The following is a 20,347-nucleotide window of genomic DNA, read 5'->3' as shown; positions in this document are numbered from 1 at the left end:
AAGCAAGAGCAGCAAACTTTGTTAACAATAGCTGCTCTTCTTTCGATATTGAGGTACTTCACTTGCCGCTACTCGACATCCGCTCGCTCAATTTATTGATGAGCGAGCGGTAATACACGTTGAAACTAAGATAGCCTTGGTGAAAGGTTGGTGTTAGCTAGCCATATTAGTGATTAATTCTGAATGCTTTTGACTGCTACGTTGAATATCTCGCCATAAAAGAGGTGCAACAATTAGAGTAAGCACAATATTTGAAATCGGAACAGAAAGCCAAATACCATCTACGCCTAACCATTGTGGTAAAAAATACAAAAATGGCAGTTGGATCAGCATATTGCCGATTGAAATGGCGAGCGCTTTTCCGCCTTGATTTACGGCCATAAAATATACTGAAGCTAAGAAAATAAAGCCATCAAGATACAAAGCAAACAAGTGTAAACGTAAACCATTTTGTGTTTCTGCAAGCAGCAATGGGTCATTTTTACTGAACAAGCTGATTACCGTTTCTGGGTACATATTTAATAGTGCGACTGAAACAACACCAGAAATCAGAATGATTTTTAATGCCAGCATGACTGTTGCTTTAATCTTATCTATTTGTTTAGAACCAAAATAGTAGCTTACTGGTGGCTGCATACCACCAGCAATACCTTCCGCAATTAGATAATACATGGTGCCTAAATAACCAATAATGGCAAAAGCGCCGACATGTACAGAAGTGCCATACACCATGAAAAGCTTATTGTGTAATGCGACAATGAAGCTAAAGTACAAGAACATACATAAACTCGATGCTCCAAGTGTTACCGCTTTCGAAGCAATCGCAAAATTGAAGGTTAGTTTATTTATTTTGATCTGAGAACGAGCCGAGAAAAAGTACCCCACACCAATAATAAAGACGGTGAGCTGTGAAATAACTGTCGCGATGGCAGCCCCTTTCAAACCGAGATCAAATTGCCCAATAAATAGATAATCCAGAATGATGTTCATCACTGCGCCCAGAATCATTAATCCGGTAGCAAAGTTAGGGCTGTCATCATTACGGATAAGCATCGGCAACGCGCCAGCAGCTATAGTGAACCCCGCACCCCAAGTGAATACATTGATATAATCGAGGCTAAAGTTAAGGGTATTACCAATAGCACCTTGCGCTGTGAGTAATGTCGAACCAAAGTAATGAATAAATAGCATGGATACCGCACCAAATAGCGCAATTAACCAAAGGCTGCTAGACAGTGTTTGTTGTGCTTTAGCATTGTTGCCTTCACCACGATAAATTGACAGTAAGCTACCGGCACCCATGCCGATCATGATGCCTAAACCAGCAATAATACCAATAATCGGCCACGCGATATTAATACCCGCAAGACCTTCATAGCCCACGTAATGACCAACAAAAATACCATCGATAACCTGATATAAACCATTAACAACCATCGCTGCGATAGAAGGAATAGCATAGCGCCAAAAGGTACGAGCAATGGATTCATTAGAATCGATAGTAATTGTATTGTCTTGCATAGAATTGTCTTTCACTGAATATGATGAAACACATTATGCTTGTTATACAGATTGACGGAAGTTAGTATCCATCCGAATTTCGGATACTTTTGGGGTGAGAAATGAATTGGACATTGGATCAACTTGAAGCGTTTGTTACTGCCGTTAAGCAAGGCTCATTTTCTGCTGCAGCACGAAAACTGGGAAAGGCACAATCGAGAGTAAGTACCGCGATTGCTAATTTAGAAGCTGATTTAGGGTTCGAACTTTTTGATAGAACGGCACGGTTGCCTGTTTTGACGCAGCAAGGTGAAGATATGTTCATCGAAGCCCAAGCGGTGTTAGCCCAATGTCAGCGTTTACAGTCTCGTGCACTGACTGTGAGTTCTGGCGAAGAATTGTCGTTAACAGTGGCAATGGATGAGGCTGTACCCATTGTTGCATTTGAATGTTTCTTTGCAGAAATCGCCCAACGTTTTCCATTATTAAAGTTAACCATTATCAATGGCTCTCAAGATGATATAGCTCAATGGGTTGATGAAAAAAAAGCGGATCTTGGTATCTTGTTCTATCTCAAAGAATTACCAGACAGCCTTGAGTTTGTCCCGACAGGGCAGTTTCGTCAGTCATTAATAATTTCTGCTAACCATCCACTCTCAAAGATTGCAGTGCCGACACTTGCTGATCTTAACCAATATCGCCAATTAGTGATCCGTGATCGTATGGGAGACACACTGGCAAAAGCTATTTCTTCTCAATATTGGCACATAGACAGTTATTACTATATTACAGCGCTGGTGATTCGTGGTGTTGGTTGGGCATTAGTGCCTGAACATGTAGCAAGTGCAGAGTGGTATACCAATGATCTTGTTGAATTATCAACTAAACATATTCCCGATTCATTAGTGGTTGAAATGGGCGTAGTGAAACGTCGTGATAAAGGCAATGGTCCAGTCATGAATTGGATGTACTCACAGATGGAGATAATGTTTTCGGAAGTCTCCTAACCTCTCAAGTCTATTCATAACTTTACATTACGGTGACTCACTTTCACTTGAAAACAGAGTATGATTATTGATGGTTTCTAGTGAAGTCTCTAGTTAGGGTTGTATTCTGTTTATGTCTCATAGTTCGTCTACTGTTATATCTTCTTCTACTGGTTATGCAGCAGCCTTACCATTATTGCTTGCTGGCCCTATTTTACGAAAAGTAACACCAACCGAAATTACCGTTTGGTTAGTCACATCTAAACCTCTTGCTGCTACATTTTCATTATTCCATGAAGGTGAAGAGCGAGCGTTTTACCATGCGACGATAGATGAGCAAGCACAGATCCAAATCGGCAAATCTGCTTGGGTAGTATTAGCCCAGTTTAAGGGTGATTTTCCAATCGATACGGTATTGGAATATCAATTGGATACTCAAGATGGCGATATCACGCATTTAGTACCCAGCCTTTTATATAACGAAGAACAGCGTCTATCGTTCACGATTAACCCCCGAGCAGATTACGTGTTGCATGGCTCATGCCGAAATCCGCATTACCCTAGCAAAGACAGTTTAGTGGCAGCCGATAACAAAGTAGCTGGACAAAAGCCGCTTGAGCGCCCGTCATTATTAATGATGAGTGGTGATCAGATTTATGCCGATCATGTTGCTGGCCCCATGTTGGATGTGATTCAACAAGTGATTGGCTTACTTGGTTTACCTGATGAGACGTTTGTACAAAGCCCCGTCGCAGATAGTGTGAGTTTGTATCAGCACGACTGTAACTTTTATGGCCGTGATAAAATCTTGCCGCACTACCATGATGAAGCCTCACTATTTCGTACATTCTTGCGAAAGAAAGGACTATCAACCAGCTGGGTTCCCCATCGTGGTTCACCCGTTTTTAGTTCAAGTGAAAGCGAAAACCATCTAATTACTTTTAGTGAGTTTTTCGCGATGTATATTTTAGTCTGGTCACCGCAGTTGTGGGCATTAGTCGATTCCTCGCGATTACAAAAAAATGACTTCCGCAGTGGTGAGCAGATACTCACGCCTAAATGGCAACAGCTTTGGCAAGATGAAAAACAGAATATTGATGATTTTGTTGCAGGTTTACCGCAAGTTCAACGCTTAATGGCGCATCTTCCTACCTATATGATTTTTGATGATCATGATGTAACTGATGATTGGAATTTAACCGTAGGGTGGGAGAAAGCCGCTAACGACAATGCCTTTTCGCGAAGAATCATCGGTAATGGTTTATTAAGCTATTGGTTATGTCAGGGTTGGGGTAATGCCCCTCAGAATTTTGATGAATCATTTTTAATGCTCGCGAGGCAATATTTCGCTACACCCACGGCTAACCATCAAGATGTTTTTATCGATCATTTATATCGATTTGAACGATGGCATTACACCATCGAAACGACACCTAAAATGGTTGTTCTAGATACGCGTACTCGTCGTTGGCGCTCAGAATCTAAAATGAATAAGCCATCAGGTTTGATGGACTGGGAAGCGTTAATTGAAATGCAGCATGAGTTATTGCATCAACCAGCTGTGATCATCGTATCGGCAGCGCCCATCTTTGGTGTGAAGTTTATCGAAACATTGCAGCGAGCAATGACGTGGATTGGTCAGCCATTAGTGATTGACGCTGAGAACTGGATGACGCATCCGGGCTCGGCCAATACATTATTGAGTATCTTCACGCATACTAAGACGCCAACCAATTTCGTGATCTTATCAGGTGATGTGCATTACTCGTTTGCTTACGATATAAAAATGCGCTTTCGTCGCAGCAGCCCCAATATCTACCAAATAACCTGTAGCGGGATTAAGAATGAATTTCCTAATCAATTACTCCGTTTCTGTGATGCAATGGATCGTGCTTTATATAGTCCGCATTCGCCATTGAACTGGTTTACTAAACGTAAGCGTTTAAAAATCAGTAAACGTGATCCTGATGTTGCTGGTGGTCATCGGTTAATTAATCGCAGTGCGATAGGTGAGCTCCGTTTAGATGCAGAAGGCAAGCCTTGTGATATTTCTATTCTGACCGCAGAAGGGGAGCGAATAACGTTTCCACCCATTAAGTGATATGCTTGTATCCAGCATTATAATCTGTGTATGAACGAAGAATTAATCAGTCACATAATAATAATCAGAAAAAATTAAAGACTAGTTTTATAGATGCCATGTCTAGCAATGTTATTACGTTACTCTGGTGGCAAGATGTTTAAGGTGTGAATGTACTAGGGACGCATAAAAACTCATTATGAATTTACGAATAGCGGTAGAAAAGGATTTAGAGTGCATTTGCTTTCTCGCACAACAGATAAATACCCAGCATTATAATGGCGCGCCCCATGTTTTTGCTGAACCTGAAGGGCTTCACCGAGATAGAAGTTACTGGCGAAGTAATTTTAGTGCTGATAACACGGTATTTATTATTGCTGAAAGAAATGATGAAATAACAGGGTTTGTACTTGCGAGTATTACTGAAAATACAACAGTAACGTTTCTTCAAAAGAAAAAGCTATGTCGAGTACGAACAATCGTTGTTTCGGATGAATATCAAGGTCAGGGTATTGGTAAGAAGTTGTTGGAAGCTGTTGAATTATGGGCCATTGGTGAATGTGTAGATGAAATGAGGCTTGAAGTGATGGCTTTTAATGACGGTGCACAACAATTTTACGATACACTTGGTTTTGAAACACAATCACGTATTTTGTCTAAAAAGTTAAATTAAAAGAGTCATTTTCAGCGCTGTTCAATATATTATATTAATAATATGACGGCTCTTAAATATACAAATTATAAATAGAAGCTTTGTCAATCATGTTTGTTTTTAATACGTTATAAGTGAATTATTAACCCATTTCAAGTGGGCTAATCCATCGTTGAATAATAGGCTGCAATATCTGCGAGATCTTGATTTTGTAAGCTTGATAACTGTTGTTTCATCATCTTCCCCATCGTATTCGTACGCTCACCGTTTTGATAAGCCTTCATTGATTGGTAGAGATACAGTTCATTTTGACCATTAATATTTGGATAGGTAGGGTTAGCTGCAATTCCATTGCTACCATGACAAAATTGACAAGTATACGCTTTAATTTTTCCTGCATTAGTATCTGTTGTTATGCTCGCAGACGCATTATCTGAGGCAAACGTTGTGCTAGAGAAAGCAATGGAAGTACAAATAGCAATATAACTAAGTGCTTTGATATTTTTCATTTTTTATTACTACTGATGATTTTATGATTTTATGATTATTGTGTCAGTCATTCTCTTATAAAATCTTGGGTGAGATCAAGTGAGCGTTTCTTGTCATTTTAAATCATTCTTATATGGTCGAAAATAGAGACTTTTCCCGTTACAATATTCCTTGAATGCTTTGTATTCGAGCATTTAATACCATTCTAGATTGGTATATCACTAGGGTCTGTTTAATAAAAGGTAGTTAATAATGATTGAACGTCTGGAAACTGGCGCACGTATGAGCCGTATTGTTAAGCATAACGGAACAATTTACCTATGTGGTCAGGTGTGTAAAGACGCAACTCAAGGTATTAAAGAACAAACAGAAACAATGTTAGAGAAAGTTGAAGCACTGCTTGAACAAGCTGGTAGTGATAAAGAACATATGCTTTCAGCGACGTTATACATAAAAGATATGAAAGACTTTGCTGAAATGAATGCAGTATGGGATAGCTGGGTACCTGAAGGTCATGCACCTGCTCGTGCTTGTGTTGAAGCAAGCATGGCGCGTGATGTGTTGCTTGTTGAGATTTCTGTGATTGCAGTAGAAAAATAAGCTCAGTAGTCCATATGGCTACTTTGCGATTATGCTGTAATTGAGCGAAGTGCAATATGCACATAGAAAAGCAGTTACCTTGGTAGCTGCTTTTTTTATTTCAATATTAAGCTAGAAACCTATTTGCGCTGTATCACACCACATTATATTGTTAAGTTTTACTTAACGAAGTGATAGGAACTTTCAAATATTCAAACATGGTCAATAAGATTACCCTTACGGCACATTAACCATTAATGAGTCTTTAGGGGATAGTTCAATGCCAGGAAAGCATATTTCGTGCGCGATTAAAAATTATGAATCATTGTCTTTTCTCTGCCCTGATGTAACGAAAGTTGCATTGGTTACAGAAGGAGGGGGACAACGAGGCATTTTTACTGCGGGAGTACTCGATGCCTTCTTAGAGGCTGATTTTAATCCGTTCTCATTAATGGTTGGCACGTCTGCTGGTTCATTAAATTTGGCATCATTTATCTGTGGCCAAGCTAAGCATGCGTATCGTGTTATTACCGAGGCAACGACAGACCACGATTTCTTTGATATTTATCGCTTCTTGGCTGGCAAAGAAGGTTTAAACCTAGATTGGCTATTAGAGCAAACTCAAACTCGTTTACCGTTAGATTGGCAGCAAGGCCACGAGAATATGCGTTCGTGCACAGTACTTGCCAGTGCAAGCCATGCGGATAATCATCACGCGGCATTTTTTGATCTAGACAATGACGATTGGCATGTTGCTTTAAAAGCATCGTGTGCGATTCCTATATTACGTCGTCAACCGATATTGAATAAGCAGCAATATTGGGTTGATGGTGGTGTAGGTGCGCCTATTCCTGCTCAAGAAGCTTATGAACGTGGATTCCGCCATATTGTGGTGATTCGTACCGTCCCCATTACTGCACATTTTGATCATTGTTGGATGTCGATTATAAAAAAAGCACTGGGTAAAACCAAGGCGGCTCAAGTTATAGCTTTGCTGCTAGAGCATGAAGAAAACTACCGACAGACCCAAGCGTTTTTGAATAATCCACCGGAAGACGTCACCATCTACGAGATTCATCCGACAAAAGAACTGCATTCCAAATTAATCGGAAGTACAAGCGATTCGTTAGATCATGATTATCAATTAGGACACCGTTCTGGTCGTTATTTTATGGCGACGGTAGGACGAAATTTTGGTGTGAACCATAAACCTGAAAACAATAAAGAAAAGATCTGCGCATAGGAAATCAAAATGATCCAAGTATGCATAACGGAACTTGTCACGAAGGAATCGAGCTTTACCACGCTAATGACACATGAAATTCATCAAATGTGGCAACAACGGCAGCAAGATACATTTATGGGGGTTAATAATATACCGATCCGTTGGATCAGTATTACCCATCAGAAGAATACACAGTGTGTTGTTATTGTTAATGGTCGCAATGAAAGTTTCTGGAAATACCAAGAAGTATTCTATGAATTTAGTCGTCGTGGTTTTGATGTGTTTGCGTTTGATCACCGTGGGCAAGGTGCTTCAGGGCGTATAACCACAGATCCTGAAGTCGGGCATGTTGATAGTTTTAATGACTATGTTGAAGACCTACATCAATTTGTAGATGGCATCGTAAAGCCAAGTCATTACAAACATGCATTCATTCTGGCGCATTCAATGGGTGGTGCAATAACAACGCTATACCTAGAACAACACCCTTATGTATTCGATGCAGCAGTGTTAAATGCCCCTATGTTTGGCATTCGCATGCCTGCTGTTCTACACTGTATCGCGCCATTTATGGCGAAGATGTTGACTAAAGTTGCAGCTAAATATCAACAACAACCTTCTTATTTATTTGGACAGAAGGCATATTATGAAGCCTCTTTCGAAAATAATGACCAATGCCAAAGTTTGCTACGTTACGTATGGGCGAAGCATTTATATCAGGTTCACCCTGAGCTGCGCATTGGAGGTCCTAGTGCTCGCTGGTTGTGGCAAGCTTTAACCGCGGCAAATGATTGTATTCGTGATGCGGAAAAATTGAAGACCCCTGTTTTGTTATTACAGGCGGGTAACGACACAATAGTCGATAATAAAGCGCAGCGTCGTTTCAATTGCGTGAGTGAGCAGTGCCAGATCAAAGTGATAGAGCAAGCTAGGCATGAACTATTGATGGAGAAAGATGAACTACGCAACCAAGTACTAATGGAAACTGTCTCCTTTTTTGACCGTTTTACAGTGATCAATTAATCGTTATCTACTACTCAGTAATTCCTTGCGAATATTCTTCGCAGCTGTCTTTTTAAAAATGTATTACAATCGCTATAATAATGTTTTTAACTAAGTAGTGATTAACAATGAATGGTACAAGCCGCTCAGATATTTATGCCGGATTAGAAGTACAAATCGTTTTAAAAGAAGATCAACGTACAGGCAATCTAACGAAAGGCATTGTGAAAGATCTACTGACTAAATCTGCAACGCACCCTCATGGTATTAAGGTTCGTTTAGAAAGTGGTGATGTTGGGCGAGTAAAAGAAATTCTGTAATGACAATAATTTAATTGTGTAAGGCGCTGTATAAAAGTGCCTTTTTTCGACTAAGGTGAACAGTTAAGCCACTGGTTATTTTGTTTAGAACAGTTTTTTGAGTAAAAAAAACGGGAATTTAGCTGTACAAAAGCGACATACCTGTTAGTATGTCGCTCAGCAATTCAGAGAGTTATTACATGCAGCATCAAGTACAAGTTAAACTTACAGTTACAAAAACGTTATCGTTATGTGCCTATATGTTTCCTTTTATTTAGCGTAATAGTGTATAATTCAGCAAATTATCACGTCGCATATGCGACATTTGAATATTAAATAAGGGACAAACATGTCTAACACAACTGGTATCGTGAAGTGGTTTAACGAAGAGAAAGGTTTCGGTTTCATCACTCAAGACAACGGCGGCGCTGACGTATTTGTACATTTCCGTGCAATCGCTTCAGAAGGCTTTAAAACGCTTGCTGAAGGTCAAAAAGTTTCTTTTGAAGTAGAGCAAGGCCAAAAAGGTCTTCAAGCTGCAAACGTTGTAGCTATCTAATTCTTTATTATAAAGAAATGATAGAAGGTCGCTTTGGCGGCCTTTTTTGTGTCTGAAATTTAGATAAGTACATTCAAAAGCCGCAATTAATCGCAACCATGATTGCTTTAATTGAGTGCATTCTATTTTCTGCCTCATCGAAACAAATAGTGTAAGAAGATTCAAAAACCTCCCCGATAAACTCACGATATCCCCCTTAAATAATTAGCTCGTGTCCCAGACCTATCCTTTGGGTGCAGATATGCGGTTTGTAGTGTGGCTTAGGGAGCGGTTATTTGTCTAAGTAAAATTAAATTTCATAATTTATGGTAGCCTGAAAGCCTTGCTGTAAAAGGAGTTATAGAGAGCTCATACATCTGCGAAACTCCCCCCCTATTTAAATGTAATTAGTGTGTGAGATATTCTTTAATTTCTTTGGTATAGATGATCTCTAGCGAGTTTGGTATTTTACTTTTTCCTTTGTACTTCATACAAAATACGCAATTGCCATTTTTAGGTTCCATAGGCTGTGTTAGCCCGATGTTCATTTCACGAAACATAATAAAGTCACTGAAATTGCAGTACTTTGCATAATACTGCATATTTTCAGATTCTAAGTATCTAATTACGCCGCAGTTTTTTGTCACGATAGACACATCAAAATCATCATTTGTTTCACCCTTGATATAGTCGGTGTACCAGCCTTCTTTTGTTACTTGTTGTGCGAGCCTGTTTAGAAAAAATCCGCCTACTTTGCTAGTGAACACTCTTCCTACGCAACTTGGTATTTTGCCATAGTCTTCCTTGAATAATTCAACTTGCACTCTGACGGTGTCTTCAACTGTTTTACCATTTTTTTCCATTGCTCTGATTATGGCAATCACTTGGGCATTTAATAAAATGATCCCTTGATACGATGCCGCGTCATAAAAAGGTATGTTAGGTATCAACTCGTCAAAGTAGGTACGTGAATCGTCTATTATTTGCTGCGCAAACTGTGCGCCATATTGTTCTGACAAAATATCGTTATAGCGCTGCGATGTTTTTTTAAACTGTTTAATTAATTTTTGTTTTTTGTTTAAGTAGTAGCCTTTTTCTATCATTTGATGCCTCTTTTGAAACGGTTGGGAGATTCATATAATTTTGCGATTGAACTCTGTCACGGTTATATGACTGCAATAGATCTATAACAATATCAAATAGGGATGTTATGAAACAATGTGAAAGCTATTTTTTAAATTGTAACAAAGTGTAATAATACGGTATTCTTTTAGTCGTTAATGAATTAATCAATATAATTACTATGAAAAAATTAGTTCCAGTGGTGTTTTTATCTATGTTAATGGTTGGCTGCGGCGGGGGAGATTCCTCATCGAGCTCACCTCAAAACAATTATAGCCAGCGCGTCTCCTCTAAAACGCAACTCAGCGTTGATGCGGCAGATCTGCAAGAGCTGCAGAACGTGAAGTATGCATCGAATGATGGCATTGCATTCAGTACACCAGAAAACTTTCAGAAGTAGGGGGCCACAATGAAAAAAATACTACTTTGTGCCGCGTCATTGTTTGTTGCAAACCAGGTTTCAGCAGCGCCGCACCTTCAGGGCTATTACCAGGCAAAAGAGCTGGTCGGTTATACCGTAAATAAAATTCAGCAGAACAAAGCTGAATATTTCATGCTCGACTATGCACTTACAAAACCAGCCCAGCCTCAGGCTCAGTTTGTGGCATATAATGATGCATTAGGGTACTTCCAAGCTAAGAACAGCGGTGTGAATGGGGATCAGTTCAAGCGCATCGTGCAAAAGGTGAATCCCGAAGGCTTGCGTGACCAATACGTTTGTCGAACAGATGCGTCAGGTGTGAAACTGGCTTATATTGCGAAAAGGGATGAAGGTTGCAGCAGTAACTACGACACTAAACCGATGGCGATAAGCCAAAAGGATAAGAAGGTAACCTTCTTCCGCCGCTGGGATTTCGATCCAACCCAGTCTCACTTTGACATTCAAAGTTACGATATCAATGAGGCGGCGAATACAGAGACCTTAACTCTGGATTATGTATTGAAATTTGAAGGCCGGTGGATTGGTAACTCAGTTCGCGTGATCAAAAGTCAAACGGTATTGAAGGATTCTTCCACTCAACCGACTTATGATGTTGCTAACTATCAATATTCAGGCCCACGTTCGGGGATCATTACCGGCGGTGAGAGCTTGCTGTACAGCGATGCCCCTTATTTCATTACTGATAATGCAGAGGATACCGCGGCAGATAATTCAGCCAACCATGTCGCGAAAACGGTATTCAATACATTTGGTGTGATGGATGGTAACTATCGAGGCCGAAACGTAAACACTGATCGTCCTGTGTATTGGGTTAACCGTGATTATGTAAGCCAATATACCCTGGAAAATAGCACTAAAGCCTATTTTGTCTCTGACCCGCAAAATTTTGTAATTGATACTTCTATGACAGGGCCTTTTGACAGCTGGGTATGGGTTGATGAAACCGTTTGGGATCCTGAAAAAGGCACCGATCAGGCTAGCGGTGGTGATTGGGTAAGCCATGCTTTCAATAACACCTATAATATTACCGGTGAGAGTCCAACCTTCTGCATGATTGAAGATATTGCCAAAGGCCGTCCTGTTACTGGTTACTTTACTGAAGACGGTAAAGGTAGTTGGGTACCTTCGATGAATAACTGCAAAGCAGTCGATCCGGGATTCGTACCAAGAATCTACACTCACTTCACCAATGGCAATGGCGAGAAAGTTGCGGTTAGTTCCTTGCGTCAAAGTGCGCAGGATATCATTCATGTTCGTACGCAACATCCTCAAGGTGAAAAAGAGCTACTTACCTTAGATGATGTGAAAGCAATGAAGTCATCGCCACGTTATCTGAAAATTAAAACAGATCTCAGCCAGCGTCTTGGTTGGGCTAAACCTTACGATATTTTAAAATAAGTTAGCGTACGGGTAGTAATAAAAACGACAGGGATGAATCCCTGTTGTTTTTATTGCAACAGAGCCATCTCAAGGATTCAAAATCCTCTTCCGAAAGGAGTGACGGCTCGGGCACCATCATTTAATGATAAGCCTTAACGAAAGTTGGGGCTTTGTTGTATCTGGCACAATCCTATTTATTTTCAAAACAAGTTAAGCCATCTTCCCTTACGCTATACCCCTAAAAATAATCCCCAACAAACTCACGATATTACCCTTAAATAATTAGCTCTTGTCCCTATCCGGTACTTTCACGTGCAGAATCTGTGCGCAATGCAATCTTACTAGATCCAAAACTGTCCTGTACTTTTACGATTTTTAGTTTAGCTGGCGAACCCATTTATCCATAGTGGATTTACCCACATTCATCGCTTCAGCAGCTTCAAGATTAAATTCACTCTTCCACTACAATGATTCACGGGCTCATATATTGATGCAAACCTATTTAGCCTGGGAATGTTTTGTAACAAAGTCACTGTCTTGGGGCGAGCCTGCCTCGTAGTCGATGCAGACGCCGCCTGCTATCTGTTTCTCAGGCGTTGATTTGAGATCTCCCAGCTTTTTCAGTTTAGTTGCTGTATCTTGGATTATGGAATCCAACAGCACTAATGACTCAGGCTCCAGAGCATTTTTTTCTTCAGCTTCCAATTGAAACAGCTGTAAATTGTTCAAAAAGTTGTTAACAATATCCTGTACTGTTCTCATTGTGGCCCGTAACACTTTAACTCGTTCTTCTTGCACTTTAAGATTATGTTTATCTTGAACCAGTTCAGCATGTTCGATTATTTTTGGTAACCACTTCCGAATTCCTATAGCGAGTAGAAGGAACCCCAGAAGATAACCAACGACCTTTTCTAAAAATGCCTGAACCTCGGTATCGCCTATTATCACGAATCGGTTTAGTTCGTCGAAATTATCGGTGATGTCGATTAATGTACCGAAGAAGATCAAGCAAAATCCAGCTACTATGTATCGCCAACCGCTAATCTGGCTTATTCCTTTGACGTGCTGTGCTTTAAGAAGAGAAAAAATCACCCCCCCGACTAGAAATGCTCTCAATGCTTCCATAACTATGTCAGTCATTTTTATTCCTCCTTCTTTTTATAACGTGTCCTTTTCCTTAATCTATATTAGTCATCATTTTAAAAAAAACATTTTAAACTTACTTATTTTTAGTTGTTTACGAGTTTAAGTGATATTTTTATATCAGAATAACTTCAAGTCACGGTGAAAATGTGACACTTAAATAGTAATTTCACATACAGCACTGAATTATTAATTATATGTATCTATGTGATCTGGCAATGTTTAATTATTTCAAAAAAGGTGAAGTATTGTTTTAACATGATGCTGTTTATCCCACTTTAAACTGTCCTACTTTATTCCCAGATAGACATGTCTCTTATAAGGTAGTTCATTGTGCGTTGATGTGGCGTGTAGAGTAGGGATTGAAAGGCGCTAATTTTGGTCTGAAAATGATGCACGCTTTTTCGGTAAACGGAAATCCCTCACTCAGCTATCATATCTCGGAGATGTGTTATAGCTAAGTGATGCAGAACTATACCAGCGTAAGCACCAAAGGATGATTTCAGGAGCAAAAATGTTTCCACTATCATTCATTTTTACTCTTGGCGCTTATGTGGTAATAGTGGGATTCTGAGCTTAGGTCAGATTTTTTGCACCTTATACTTTTTTTGCTGAGTCACTGACAAGATCCAGTTGAATTAAGACATCGTATAATTCTTTAAATGAAAATGGCTTGCTTAAGGTGGCATTAACGCCAAATGATTTTGCAATTTCTAGATATGTTTTTCCTGCAACGCGACCGCCACCTGAAATAGCAATGACTTTGCACGGTAAGTTGTTATCACTGTCTCGAATAGCGGTTAGAAACCCTAAACCGTCTTGATCTGGCATGATGATATCTGTGATGACGATATCCGGTTTTACTAACTGAAACTTTCGCAAGCCTTGTATCCCGTCGAAAGCGGTGTGGACGTCAAAACCTTTTCTGATAAGGTGCTGGTATATTGCATCATTGAAATCTTGGTCATCATCTATCAATAACACTTTCATCAGTTCACTCCTTGTAAGCTTGCTGGTTCGTCTGTTTTTATTATCTGATTCTGTTTAATTGGCAGCGAAAGCGTAAAGGAGGTTCCTTTACCAACTTCACTTTTTACTGCCAAATTGCCCTTATGGGATTGGACAATGCCATAACTGATTGACATGCCAAGTCCGGTTCCCTCTCCAACTTCTTTTGTCGTAAAAAAAGGATCAAATATTTTATTCAGGTTTTCTTCGGCAATACCGTAGCCTGTATCTTCAACTTCGATAACAAGACAGTCCTCTATTGCATAAACTCGCAATATGATTACTTTTTGCACAGAATCGACCAGTGCATGCTCAGCATTCGTTAATAAGTTGGTCAGTACTTGCTCAATATGGATCTTGTTGCAATCAATCCTAGGTATATAGGAGCCGAACTCTTTTATTAGTTGTATCTTATTCAAGCTGAAACGTTGTGAAAACAGTACCAGAGAGTCATCAATTAAACTGATAACATCTGTTTCTTCAAATTCTAACAGTTTGTCATCTCGACTAAATATTCTCAGGTGTTGAACTATTTGTTTTATCCTGTTTATTTGGCGGTGTATTTTATTGTAAATCGGAGTCAAGTCTTCCTTCTGTATATACTCATCCTCACAAGTAATGGTATGAATTAGTTCCGCGTTCAGCTGAATAGCACCAAGAGGCTGATTAATTTCATGCGCGAGGCCAGCGGTGATTTGACCGATTGAAGCCATTTTTGCCGAGTGGACCAACTGCTCTTGAGCAATTTTTAACGCCCGATTACTTGATGCTAACTCACTGTTATATCTGTGTAATTTTTCTTCATATTCCCTGCGTTCTCTGATATCCGTTGCAACGCAAATAATGTCCTGAACCTTACCTTCACCATCGTACATCACCGAACCGGAGAACAGCACCGGTATCCTGTTGCCACCATTGCCAATATAGGATTTCTCAACGTTGGTAATAAAAACTTGCTGTATTAAGGCATCAAGGCTGTTTTTCTGAAAAATGGATTCTTCTTCTAAAATGATACCAAGCGGCTGACCAATCAGCTCTTTTTCCTCATAGCCCAACAGATCGAGGGTGGCCTGATTCACCGACACAATAAATGCATCAGGGTTTATAACAATGAGTGATCCAGGCATCGTATTCAGGATATTGTCAACATAATTTCTCGACACTGTCGTCTTCTGTAGTGCTTCGGTCATCCTGTTGAATGAATCGGCCAGCTCTCCGACTTCATCTTTTGTGGTTATTTCGGCCTTTATAGCCAGATTGCCGTGCGAAACCTCCTCTACCATTTCAGTCAGTATCTCCACCGGTCGGGCAAGTAATCTGCCGACGAAATAGAGACCTATTATCAGAACCATCATTACAATCACAGCGAGAGCGGCGACATTTCTTGCCAGCAGGTTAACGGGCGCCAGCGCCTTTTCAAGCGGGACCTCCAGCAACAGCCCCCAGCCGCTTCCCTTATAACCGAAAAGACCGTTCTGCAAGGAGTAAACGGCCAGCACAGTGCCTAGCTCTTCATGCGACCCTTTCTCAAGAATAACGTTTCCTGCAACATTATTTTCAAGTACCTTTTTTATCAGTTCGTGATTGACGTGACTGGGTTGCAAGATCTGGTCAGCGTAGGCTCTCGGTCCGGATAAGGTCATCCCCTCGCTGCTGAAAAGATGCGCAATAGCCGGCGGGGCTATTTCATCCAACGTCTGCATGATCACAGGCCAGGCAAAATGACCGATAACCACACCCTCAATAGAGTTCTTCCCCCTATTGTGTCTAATCGGCGCAGCAAATATGACCGTGGGCCGGCTGGTTTTCCCAGGTCGAACCAAGTCGGAATAGTGCGTTTTGCCTTTGATGGCATTGTGATAGGCGGTGTTGCTTGCCGGATATTCCTCTATAAATTTCCCAACACTCCCTTTATCTGTCGACATGAGGATTAATCCTTCTCCGTCAATCAATGTTAGCAGATCCCATGGACCTGTTAAGAAGGTACGTTCGTCCCACTTTTTAAAGATCGAGTCTGGGATTATTCCTTTTGCCTCTTTCCGAGGAGCCAGAAACTCTTGCAACATTTCGTCTTCGGCGATCATCTGGATATCCCGGTAGGCGATATAGAGGGCACGGTCAATGCTCAGCATTTGATGCTGAGCAATATTCTGATAATTATTGGTAATGTTTTTCTGAAGTACCATTCTGGCGGAATAAAAAGTGCCAAATACCAGTATCGGCACGGCAATAAGCGACATCATTACAATGGATAGCGTGATCTTGGATGCAAATTTCACAGCGCTTCCTGCTGCAAGGAATGGTTGAGGGCTCGGATGAAGCTAGCATCAATAAATTCCGTGCTGTCCAGCGGCTTGTTTATTGTGCTTTGATCTATCAGGAAGTTATTTACCTGCCGAGCTGCGCCGTGCAGCGACTCAAACCCCGCGCCGTAAGAGAAGGAGGTAAGGTTTTCCCGGAGATCCAGTATTCGGGATAAGCTCGCGAACGCCTGTGCCTCATCAGGAGTGACATCGTAGATCTCGGCGATGAGGCCAAACGCCTCATCCGGATTTTCCTTGATAAACAATGTCGTTTTGTGCCACACGTTGACATAGGCCTGAACATCTCCGGGCCTTTCTTCAATAAAACTGCGATGGAAAACATTAACAGCAGGAGATAAGCCGGGGATTTCTGAGGTATCAAAGAGCTTTCGGCCATTACTCTGTGCTATCGCCTCAGATACAACAGGCTCCCATGTGACAATAGCATCTAGCTTGCCTTTCCCGAATTCCTCTGCCGCTTTCTCGCCAGCGATCTTTACTTTAGTTACATCACCGGGCTTTAACCCATGCTGTCTTAGTACCACATCCAGTATGTATTCCAGATAGGTCCCGGTATCAACGCCGATGGTTTTCCCTTTCAAATCCGCTATGGTTGCTATACCAGGCTTAGCTACAATGGCATCGATGCCGGCAGAGTAGTCGCAGTTGGTGACCAGGGCCAGATCGGCTCCTGCGGCGTTAAACTGTATGAGGTCAAACAGGATGAATGTATTTGTGTCTATTTTTCCATCAACCGTATCCAGTAAGGATCCCCAATAGTTGGGGTTAGAATCGACAAGCTCAACGTTGAGGCCAGCTTTTTCAAACCAGCCCTTCTGATCGGCGATCTCTATCCAAAATTCCCCTGGCCAGTAATAACGGGCAACCTTCATCGGCAGGCCGGTTGTCTTCGGCCCTTCTTCCATTTTCGGAGCGGACTGCCACCAGGCAAAACCGACGATGATTAAGGCCAACAAAATACCAGTGACGACAACAATTTTTTTAGACATTTCGCATTATTCTCTTTTTGATCCCGATACTCAGGGGTTAAAACGATACCCGCTCTAGGAAATAAATTCTATTGAACCAACGCAATAGTCAACCTGTTTTATATATAGTAAGGAATTCATTATATATCAATGATATTCATGCACATCACTGATATTTTTCTTGAGAATTGATGCAGTGAAAAGCAAGCGGTGGTATTTAGCGAGAACTTACATGAACGTATTTCCTCACATAAAAAGTCATTAAAATCAGACGATTAATGTTAATTTTATAAAGTGTTCGAGCAAAACCTTGTCTTGTTTAATCAAGCTTTATCTCTACTCTTCTGATTACTCAAATCCCTGAAGCGTTGACTAGGCACGTTTTAGTATTTTTAATCCATCGACATCAGCTCGTAATCGCCCCTTTTTCTTCAAGCGGGCAATGGCATTCGCGTATGAGGAATGCTTGTCTGTGTTTAATGTTTTAGGCTGACTGTCTACGCCGTAATATCGGGGAATATTCCGTTATAACCAGCGCGCCCTGATGACTTGAGCAACGGCATTTCCCCAGTGTTGATATATCTCAGGACCAGGATGAAATCCATCACTCGCCATTTGATCGGGATCTAATTGGTGCTCAATGGTAATTGTTTCGCAATCACTTTGAGTGGAAACCCAGCGTTCAAGCTTTCGATTAAAGGCTTTGGCTTTACTGCCTAAATACCAACGAAGCGGGTTGGGAAGCGCAGGGAATTTATGCATCGGGGGGATCTTGGTGAGAATAATTTGTTGGCAAGAAAAGCAATCACGTAACTGAGTAACAAGGCGTTTTTGTAGTTTCATCCATTCGCTTGAACTCAACTGCGTCGTCACATCGTTCACCCCTAAAGAAACAATAACGATGTCATAGTCTTGCTTGGGGTGATCTGAAAGCTTTCGCCATACTTCTTTTGTAGTAACACCTGTTTTAGCGATTAACTGCCAATCTATTCTAAATTGATCACATAGCGTGCTAATAAGCTGCCCTGATAACGCCTGTGATTGATGCTCAACGCCAACCCCCGCAGCGGCAGAATCACCAATGAGAAGTAGACGAAGAGGCTTTCCTTGTCCTTCAATTCCATAACGTGGGCCTGCGGCTTCTTTTAATCTAGGCGTTGATTTACGAATAAAAATCCCTTGCGGTAACAATACCGGAGCCATAAGCAATAGTACCAATTGATGTAACATGACATCTCCTTAGCAAATGTATTCATCACCAGCCTTATTAATCATAGAACCAATTTTTCTCAATGCGGTGAAGAAGGCATGACTTATGAAAAAGACAGCATAAGGCGTATTACACATATCAATGAATGCTAATGGGGTCATATTCAATGTACCAACAAAGGCACCAAAGGAAAATTTACTCCAGACATATTGGGTGTTTAGTGGATAACTCAGACTAATGTACTAGTCTTAGGTTGCCATTGGTAAAAAGGAAGAGGCAAGATGAAAACAATAATTATACTGCTAGGCTTAACATTACTAGGGTGCAGCTCCACTGAAGAACTTTCTTATCAGCCGACTGTTGATGATGAGTATGCTGATAGACAAGATCGAGATAAAGAGATGTTAAGAGATACTGATCGTTTCTAATATCTTGTATCCAGTTACGTTGGACGTAGCATGATGGAATAAAGGTCAACTTACGTTGACCTTTATTTTTACTTACAATCTTTGGCAAAAATTTCGTCAGCCCACTGTGGGTTGTCAACGAATGGGTTCCTATTACCTTGAATATTTTGGATTTTAGTATTTCTATTTGACTCAAAATCATCTACTGGATCAATCTGGTTCCACTGAAGTAAGGAACAGACATTGCCTAGTGCAGTACCATTATTGCTAACAGTTGGTACTAATTCCAAATCAGGTGTTTTGCTGTCTTTACCTTCATATCGGGTCGCCATGTAGAACATCATACGAGCAACATCGCCTTTGACTGCGTCGCGCGGTTCAAACGAATTGGAATCGTAGCGGTTTTCAGGTGCTTCGGTGACAGGGTTATCGCTATAGTCGTATTCAAGGTTGCCACGCGTCGAGTTCACGCTTTCGTCGGATGGACGAAGGTGGTGAATATCGGTATATCCGTAAGTACCTTTATCATTGAAGCCGCCATTGGACTTAGGGTAGGAGTGCTCACGGTTCCAGTTATCACGTCCGAGATTGCCTTGTCCTGTTTTCTGACCTTTCTCCTGCGAACGTCCAGTGTAGATAAGAATAACGTTATTCGTGTTGGCAGGATCTTCGTCGGTAATATCTAAGGCATCCCATACATCAAATGAAGAAGAGGAGTAGGGAAGCTTGGTTATACCAGTTGAGATAATAGTATTCAGTGCGCTTTTTAGCTCGTCACCAGTTTTGTTCAGGGCCAAATCGTAATAACCGTTTGGGTTGTTAATGTCTCCCGGATTAACTGGGGGCACCACGTCCTTGGCTTTACAAGTGACAGAAAAGGGTGCGACCACATGAGGATCGTGTGTTCTACTTGGGGTTGCATTAACGACGAAACTTGAAAGGGTTAGTACTACTAGAAGTGTTTTTTTCATAGTTTTATCTCAGAAAAAAAGG

General features: G+C 40.9%; 20 protein-coding genes and 3 pseudogenes. 11 read left to right on the top strand and 12 right to left on the bottom strand.

What is annotated here, in order from left to right:
• Positions 1-153: 153 nt before the first annotated feature.
• Positions 154-1,521, bottom strand: coding sequence for an MATE family efflux transporter (locus C9J12_RS09975; RefSeq protein ID WP_107242574.1), 1,368 nt, complete (start codon positions 1,519-1,521; stop codon positions 154-156).
• 101 nt (positions 1,522-1,622) lie between these two features.
• Between C9J12_RS09975 and C9J12_RS09970 the strand changes: the two genes are divergently transcribed.
• The 3 genes from C9J12_RS09970 to C9J12_RS09960 all read left to right on the top strand — a co-directional run bounded on the left by C9J12_RS09970 (position 1,623) and on the right by C9J12_RS09960 (position 5,239).
• Positions 1,623-2,507 (top strand): LysR family transcriptional regulator, encoded by an 885-nt coding sequence (locus C9J12_RS09970; protein WP_107242573.1) that lies wholly within the window; start codon positions 1,623-1,625, stop codon positions 2,505-2,507.
• 112 nt (positions 2,508-2,619) lie between these two features.
• Entirely contained in the window at positions 2,620-4,587 is a 1,968-nt protein-coding gene (locus tag C9J12_RS09965; protein ID WP_107242572.1) for an alkaline phosphatase D family protein, read from the top strand.
• A 178-nt stretch (positions 4,588-4,765) separates the two neighbouring features.
• Positions 4,766-5,239, top strand: a complete 474-nt coding sequence (locus C9J12_RS09960; RefSeq protein WP_107242571.1) for a GNAT family N-acetyltransferase — start codon at positions 4,766-4,768, stop codon at positions 5,237-5,239.
• Positions 5,240-5,379: 140 nt separating this feature from the next.
• On the opposite strand, the gene C9J12_RS09955 is transcribed toward C9J12_RS09960, so the two are convergent.
• On the bottom strand, positions 5,380-5,727 hold the full coding sequence (locus C9J12_RS09955) for a c-type cytochrome (protein ID WP_107242570.1): 348 nt from the start codon (positions 5,725-5,727) through the stop codon (positions 5,380-5,382).
• 232 nt (positions 5,728-5,959) lie between these two features.
• Between C9J12_RS09955 and C9J12_RS09950 the strand changes: the two genes are divergently transcribed.
• The 5 genes from C9J12_RS09950 (at position 5,960) to cspE (ending at position 9,371) form a co-directional block, all read left to right on the top strand.
• Complete coding sequence (locus tag C9J12_RS09950) at positions 5,960-6,307, top strand: RidA family protein (protein WP_107242569.1); 348 nt, start codon at positions 5,960-5,962, stop codon at positions 6,305-6,307.
• A gap of 259 nt (positions 6,308-6,566) precedes the next feature.
• Positions 6,567-7,529 carry a patatin-like phospholipase family protein gene (locus tag C9J12_RS09945; protein ID WP_107242568.1) on the top strand — a complete coding sequence of 321 codons (963 nt, stop codon included), beginning with the start codon at positions 6,567-6,569 and terminating at the stop codon, positions 7,527-7,529.
• A gap of 9 nt (positions 7,530-7,538) precedes the next feature.
• Positions 7,539-8,534, top strand: a complete 996-nt coding sequence (locus C9J12_RS09940; RefSeq protein ID WP_107242567.1) for an alpha/beta fold hydrolase — start codon at positions 7,539-7,541, stop codon at positions 8,532-8,534.
• 107 nt (positions 8,535-8,641) lie between these two features.
• The gene (locus C9J12_RS09935; protein ID WP_107242566.1) at positions 8,642-8,833 is read left to right on the top strand and encodes a YwbE family protein; all 192 of its coding nucleotides are present in this window, start codon (positions 8,642-8,644) and stop codon (positions 8,831-8,833) included.
• 328 nt (positions 8,834-9,161) lie between these two features.
• Positions 9,162-9,371 carry a transcription antiterminator/RNA stability regulator CspE gene (cspE, locus tag C9J12_RS09930; RefSeq protein WP_011218617.1) on the top strand — a complete coding sequence of 70 codons (210 nt, stop codon included), beginning with the start codon at positions 9,162-9,164 and terminating at the stop codon, positions 9,369-9,371.
• A 73-nt stretch (positions 9,372-9,444) separates the two neighbouring features.
• Here cspE and C9J12_RS09925 read toward each other — a convergent pair.
• Both C9J12_RS09925 and C9J12_RS09920 read right to left on the bottom strand, forming a co-directional pair.
• Positions 9,445-9,555, bottom strand: a pseudogene (locus C9J12_RS09925) (hypothetical protein); the annotation flags it as partial.
• A gap of 202 nt (positions 9,556-9,757) precedes the next feature.
• Positions 9,758-10,453 carry a hypothetical protein gene (locus C9J12_RS09920; RefSeq protein ID WP_107242565.1) on the bottom strand — a complete coding sequence of 232 codons (696 nt, stop codon included), beginning with the start codon at positions 10,451-10,453 and terminating at the stop codon, positions 9,758-9,760.
• A gap of 200 nt (positions 10,454-10,653) precedes the next feature.
• On the opposite strand from C9J12_RS09920, the gene C9J12_RS09915 reads away from it, so the two are divergent.
• Both C9J12_RS09915 and C9J12_RS09910 read left to right on the top strand, forming a co-directional pair.
• On the top strand, positions 10,654-10,872 hold the full coding sequence (locus tag C9J12_RS09915) for a hypothetical protein (RefSeq protein WP_107242564.1): 219 nt from the start codon (positions 10,654-10,656) through the stop codon (positions 10,870-10,872).
• 9 nt (positions 10,873-10,881) lie between these two features.
• Positions 10,882-12,312 carry a porin gene (locus C9J12_RS09910; protein WP_107242563.1) on the top strand — a complete coding sequence of 477 codons (1,431 nt, stop codon included), beginning with the start codon at positions 10,882-10,884 and terminating at the stop codon, positions 12,310-12,312.
• 480 nt (positions 12,313-12,792) lie between these two features.
• Here C9J12_RS09910 and C9J12_RS09905 read toward each other — a convergent pair whose 3' ends face one another.
• The 7 genes and pseudogenes from C9J12_RS09905 to C9J12_RS09880 all read right to left on the bottom strand — a co-directional run bounded on the left by C9J12_RS09905 (position 12,793) and on the right by C9J12_RS09880 (position 18,967).
• Positions 12,793-13,434 carry a hypothetical protein gene (locus tag C9J12_RS09905; protein WP_107242562.1) on the bottom strand — a complete coding sequence of 214 codons (642 nt, stop codon included), beginning with the start codon at positions 13,432-13,434 and terminating at the stop codon, positions 12,793-12,795.
• A 428-nt stretch (positions 13,435-13,862) separates the two neighbouring features.
• Positions 13,863-13,960 (bottom strand): annotated as a pseudogene (locus C9J12_RS09900) (IS6 family transposase); the annotation flags it as partial.
• 74 nt (positions 13,961-14,034) lie between these two features.
• Entirely contained in the window at positions 14,035-14,427 is a 393-nt protein-coding gene (locus C9J12_RS09895) for a response regulator (protein WP_107242561.1), read from the bottom strand.
• The gene (locus C9J12_RS09890; protein WP_107242560.1) at positions 14,427-16,724 is read right to left on the bottom strand and encodes a PAS domain-containing sensor histidine kinase; all 2,298 of its coding nucleotides are present in this window, start codon (positions 16,722-16,724) and stop codon (positions 14,427-14,429) included. The genes C9J12_RS09895 and C9J12_RS09890 overlap by 1 nt, the downstream gene beginning before the upstream one ends.
• Complete coding sequence (locus C9J12_RS09885; RefSeq protein WP_107242559.1) at positions 16,721-17,758, bottom strand: ABC transporter substrate-binding protein; 1,038 nt, start codon at positions 17,756-17,758, stop codon at positions 16,721-16,723. Before C9J12_RS09885 ends, C9J12_RS09890 begins: the two co-directional genes overlap by 4 nt.
• A 378-nt stretch (positions 17,759-18,136) precedes the next feature.
• Positions 18,137-18,250: pseudogene (locus tag C9J12_RS31605) on the bottom strand (DDE-type integrase/transposase/recombinase); the annotation flags it as partial.
• A gap of 12 nt (positions 18,251-18,262) precedes the next feature.
• Entirely contained in the window at positions 18,263-18,967 is a 705-nt protein-coding gene (locus C9J12_RS09880) for an SGNH/GDSL hydrolase family protein (protein ID WP_107242558.1), read from the bottom strand.
• A gap of 261 nt (positions 18,968-19,228) precedes the next feature.
• Between C9J12_RS09880 and C9J12_RS30655 the strand changes: the two genes are divergently transcribed.
• A complete protein-coding gene (locus C9J12_RS30655; RefSeq protein WP_170111751.1) occupies positions 19,229-19,375 on the top strand; it encodes a hypothetical protein in 147 nt (48 codons plus the stop codon).
• A gap of 68 nt (positions 19,376-19,443) precedes the next feature.
• On the opposite strand, the gene C9J12_RS09875 is transcribed toward C9J12_RS30655, so the two are convergent.
• On the bottom strand, positions 19,444-20,325 hold the full coding sequence (locus C9J12_RS09875; RefSeq protein ID WP_107242557.1) for an endonuclease I family protein: 882 nt from the start codon (positions 20,323-20,325) through the stop codon (positions 19,444-19,446).
• Positions 20,326-20,347: the final 22 nt, after the last annotated feature.

This window comes from Photobacterium frigidiphilum (genome assembly GCF_003025615.1).
In the GTDB taxonomy this organism is placed as follows: Bacteria; Pseudomonadota; Gammaproteobacteria; order Enterobacterales; family Vibrionaceae; genus Photobacterium; species Photobacterium frigidiphilum.
The sequence above is the reverse complement of the archived record's forward strand: the minus strand, read 5'-3'. Positions and strand labels throughout refer to the sequence as shown.

Coding starts and splice junctions, on each gene's coding strand:
- C9J12_RS09975 (WP_107242574.1), bottom strand. CDS start 1,521: ATGCAAGACAATACAATTACTATCGATTCTAATGAATCCATTGCTCGT.
- C9J12_RS09970 (WP_107242573.1), top strand. CDS start 1,623: ATGAATTGGACATTGGATCAACTTGAAGCGTTTGTTACTGCCGTTAAG.
- C9J12_RS09965 (WP_107242572.1), top strand. CDS start 2,620: ATGTCTCATAGTTCGTCTACTGTTATATCTTCTTCTACTGGTTATGCA.
- C9J12_RS09960 (WP_107242571.1), top strand. CDS start 4,766: ATGAATTTACGAATAGCGGTAGAAAAGGATTTAGAGTGCATTTGCTTT.
- C9J12_RS09955 (WP_107242570.1), bottom strand. CDS start 5,727: ATGAAAAATATCAAAGCACTTAGTTATATTGCTATTTGTACTTCCATT.
- C9J12_RS09950 (WP_107242569.1), top strand. CDS start 5,960: ATGATTGAACGTCTGGAAACTGGCGCACGTATGAGCCGTATTGTTAAG.
- C9J12_RS09945 (WP_107242568.1), top strand. CDS start 6,567: ATGCCAGGAAAGCATATTTCGTGCGCGATTAAAAATTATGAATCATTG.
- C9J12_RS09940 (WP_107242567.1), top strand. CDS start 7,539: ATGATCCAAGTATGCATAACGGAACTTGTCACGAAGGAATCGAGCTTT.
- C9J12_RS09935 (WP_107242566.1), top strand. CDS start 8,642: ATGAATGGTACAAGCCGCTCAGATATTTATGCCGGATTAGAAGTACAA.
- cspE (WP_011218617.1), top strand. CDS start 9,162: ATGTCTAACACAACTGGTATCGTGAAGTGGTTTAACGAAGAGAAAGGT.
- C9J12_RS09920 (WP_107242565.1), bottom strand. CDS start 10,453: ATGATAGAAAAAGGCTACTACTTAAACAAAAAACAAAAATTAATTAAA.
- C9J12_RS09915 (WP_107242564.1), top strand. CDS start 10,654: ATGAAAAAATTAGTTCCAGTGGTGTTTTTATCTATGTTAATGGTTGGC.
- C9J12_RS09910 (WP_107242563.1), top strand. CDS start 10,882: ATGAAAAAAATACTACTTTGTGCCGCGTCATTGTTTGTTGCAAACCAG.
- C9J12_RS09905 (WP_107242562.1), bottom strand. CDS start 13,434: ATGACTGACATAGTTATGGAAGCATTGAGAGCATTTCTAGTCGGGGGG.
- C9J12_RS09895 (WP_107242561.1), bottom strand. CDS start 14,427: ATGAAAGTGTTATTGATAGATGATGACCAAGATTTCAATGATGCAATA.
- C9J12_RS09885 (WP_107242559.1), bottom strand. CDS start 17,758: ATGTCTAAAAAAATTGTTGTCGTCACTGGTATTTTGTTGGCCTTAATC.
- C9J12_RS09880 (WP_107242558.1), bottom strand. CDS start 18,967: ATGTTACATCAATTGGTACTATTGCTTATGGCTCCGGTATTGTTACCG.
- C9J12_RS30655 (WP_170111751.1), top strand. CDS start 19,229: ATGAAAACAATAATTATACTGCTAGGCTTAACATTACTAGGGTGCAGC.
- C9J12_RS09875 (WP_107242557.1), bottom strand. CDS start 20,325: ATGAAAAAAACACTTCTAGTAGTACTAACCCTTTCAAGTTTCGTCGTT.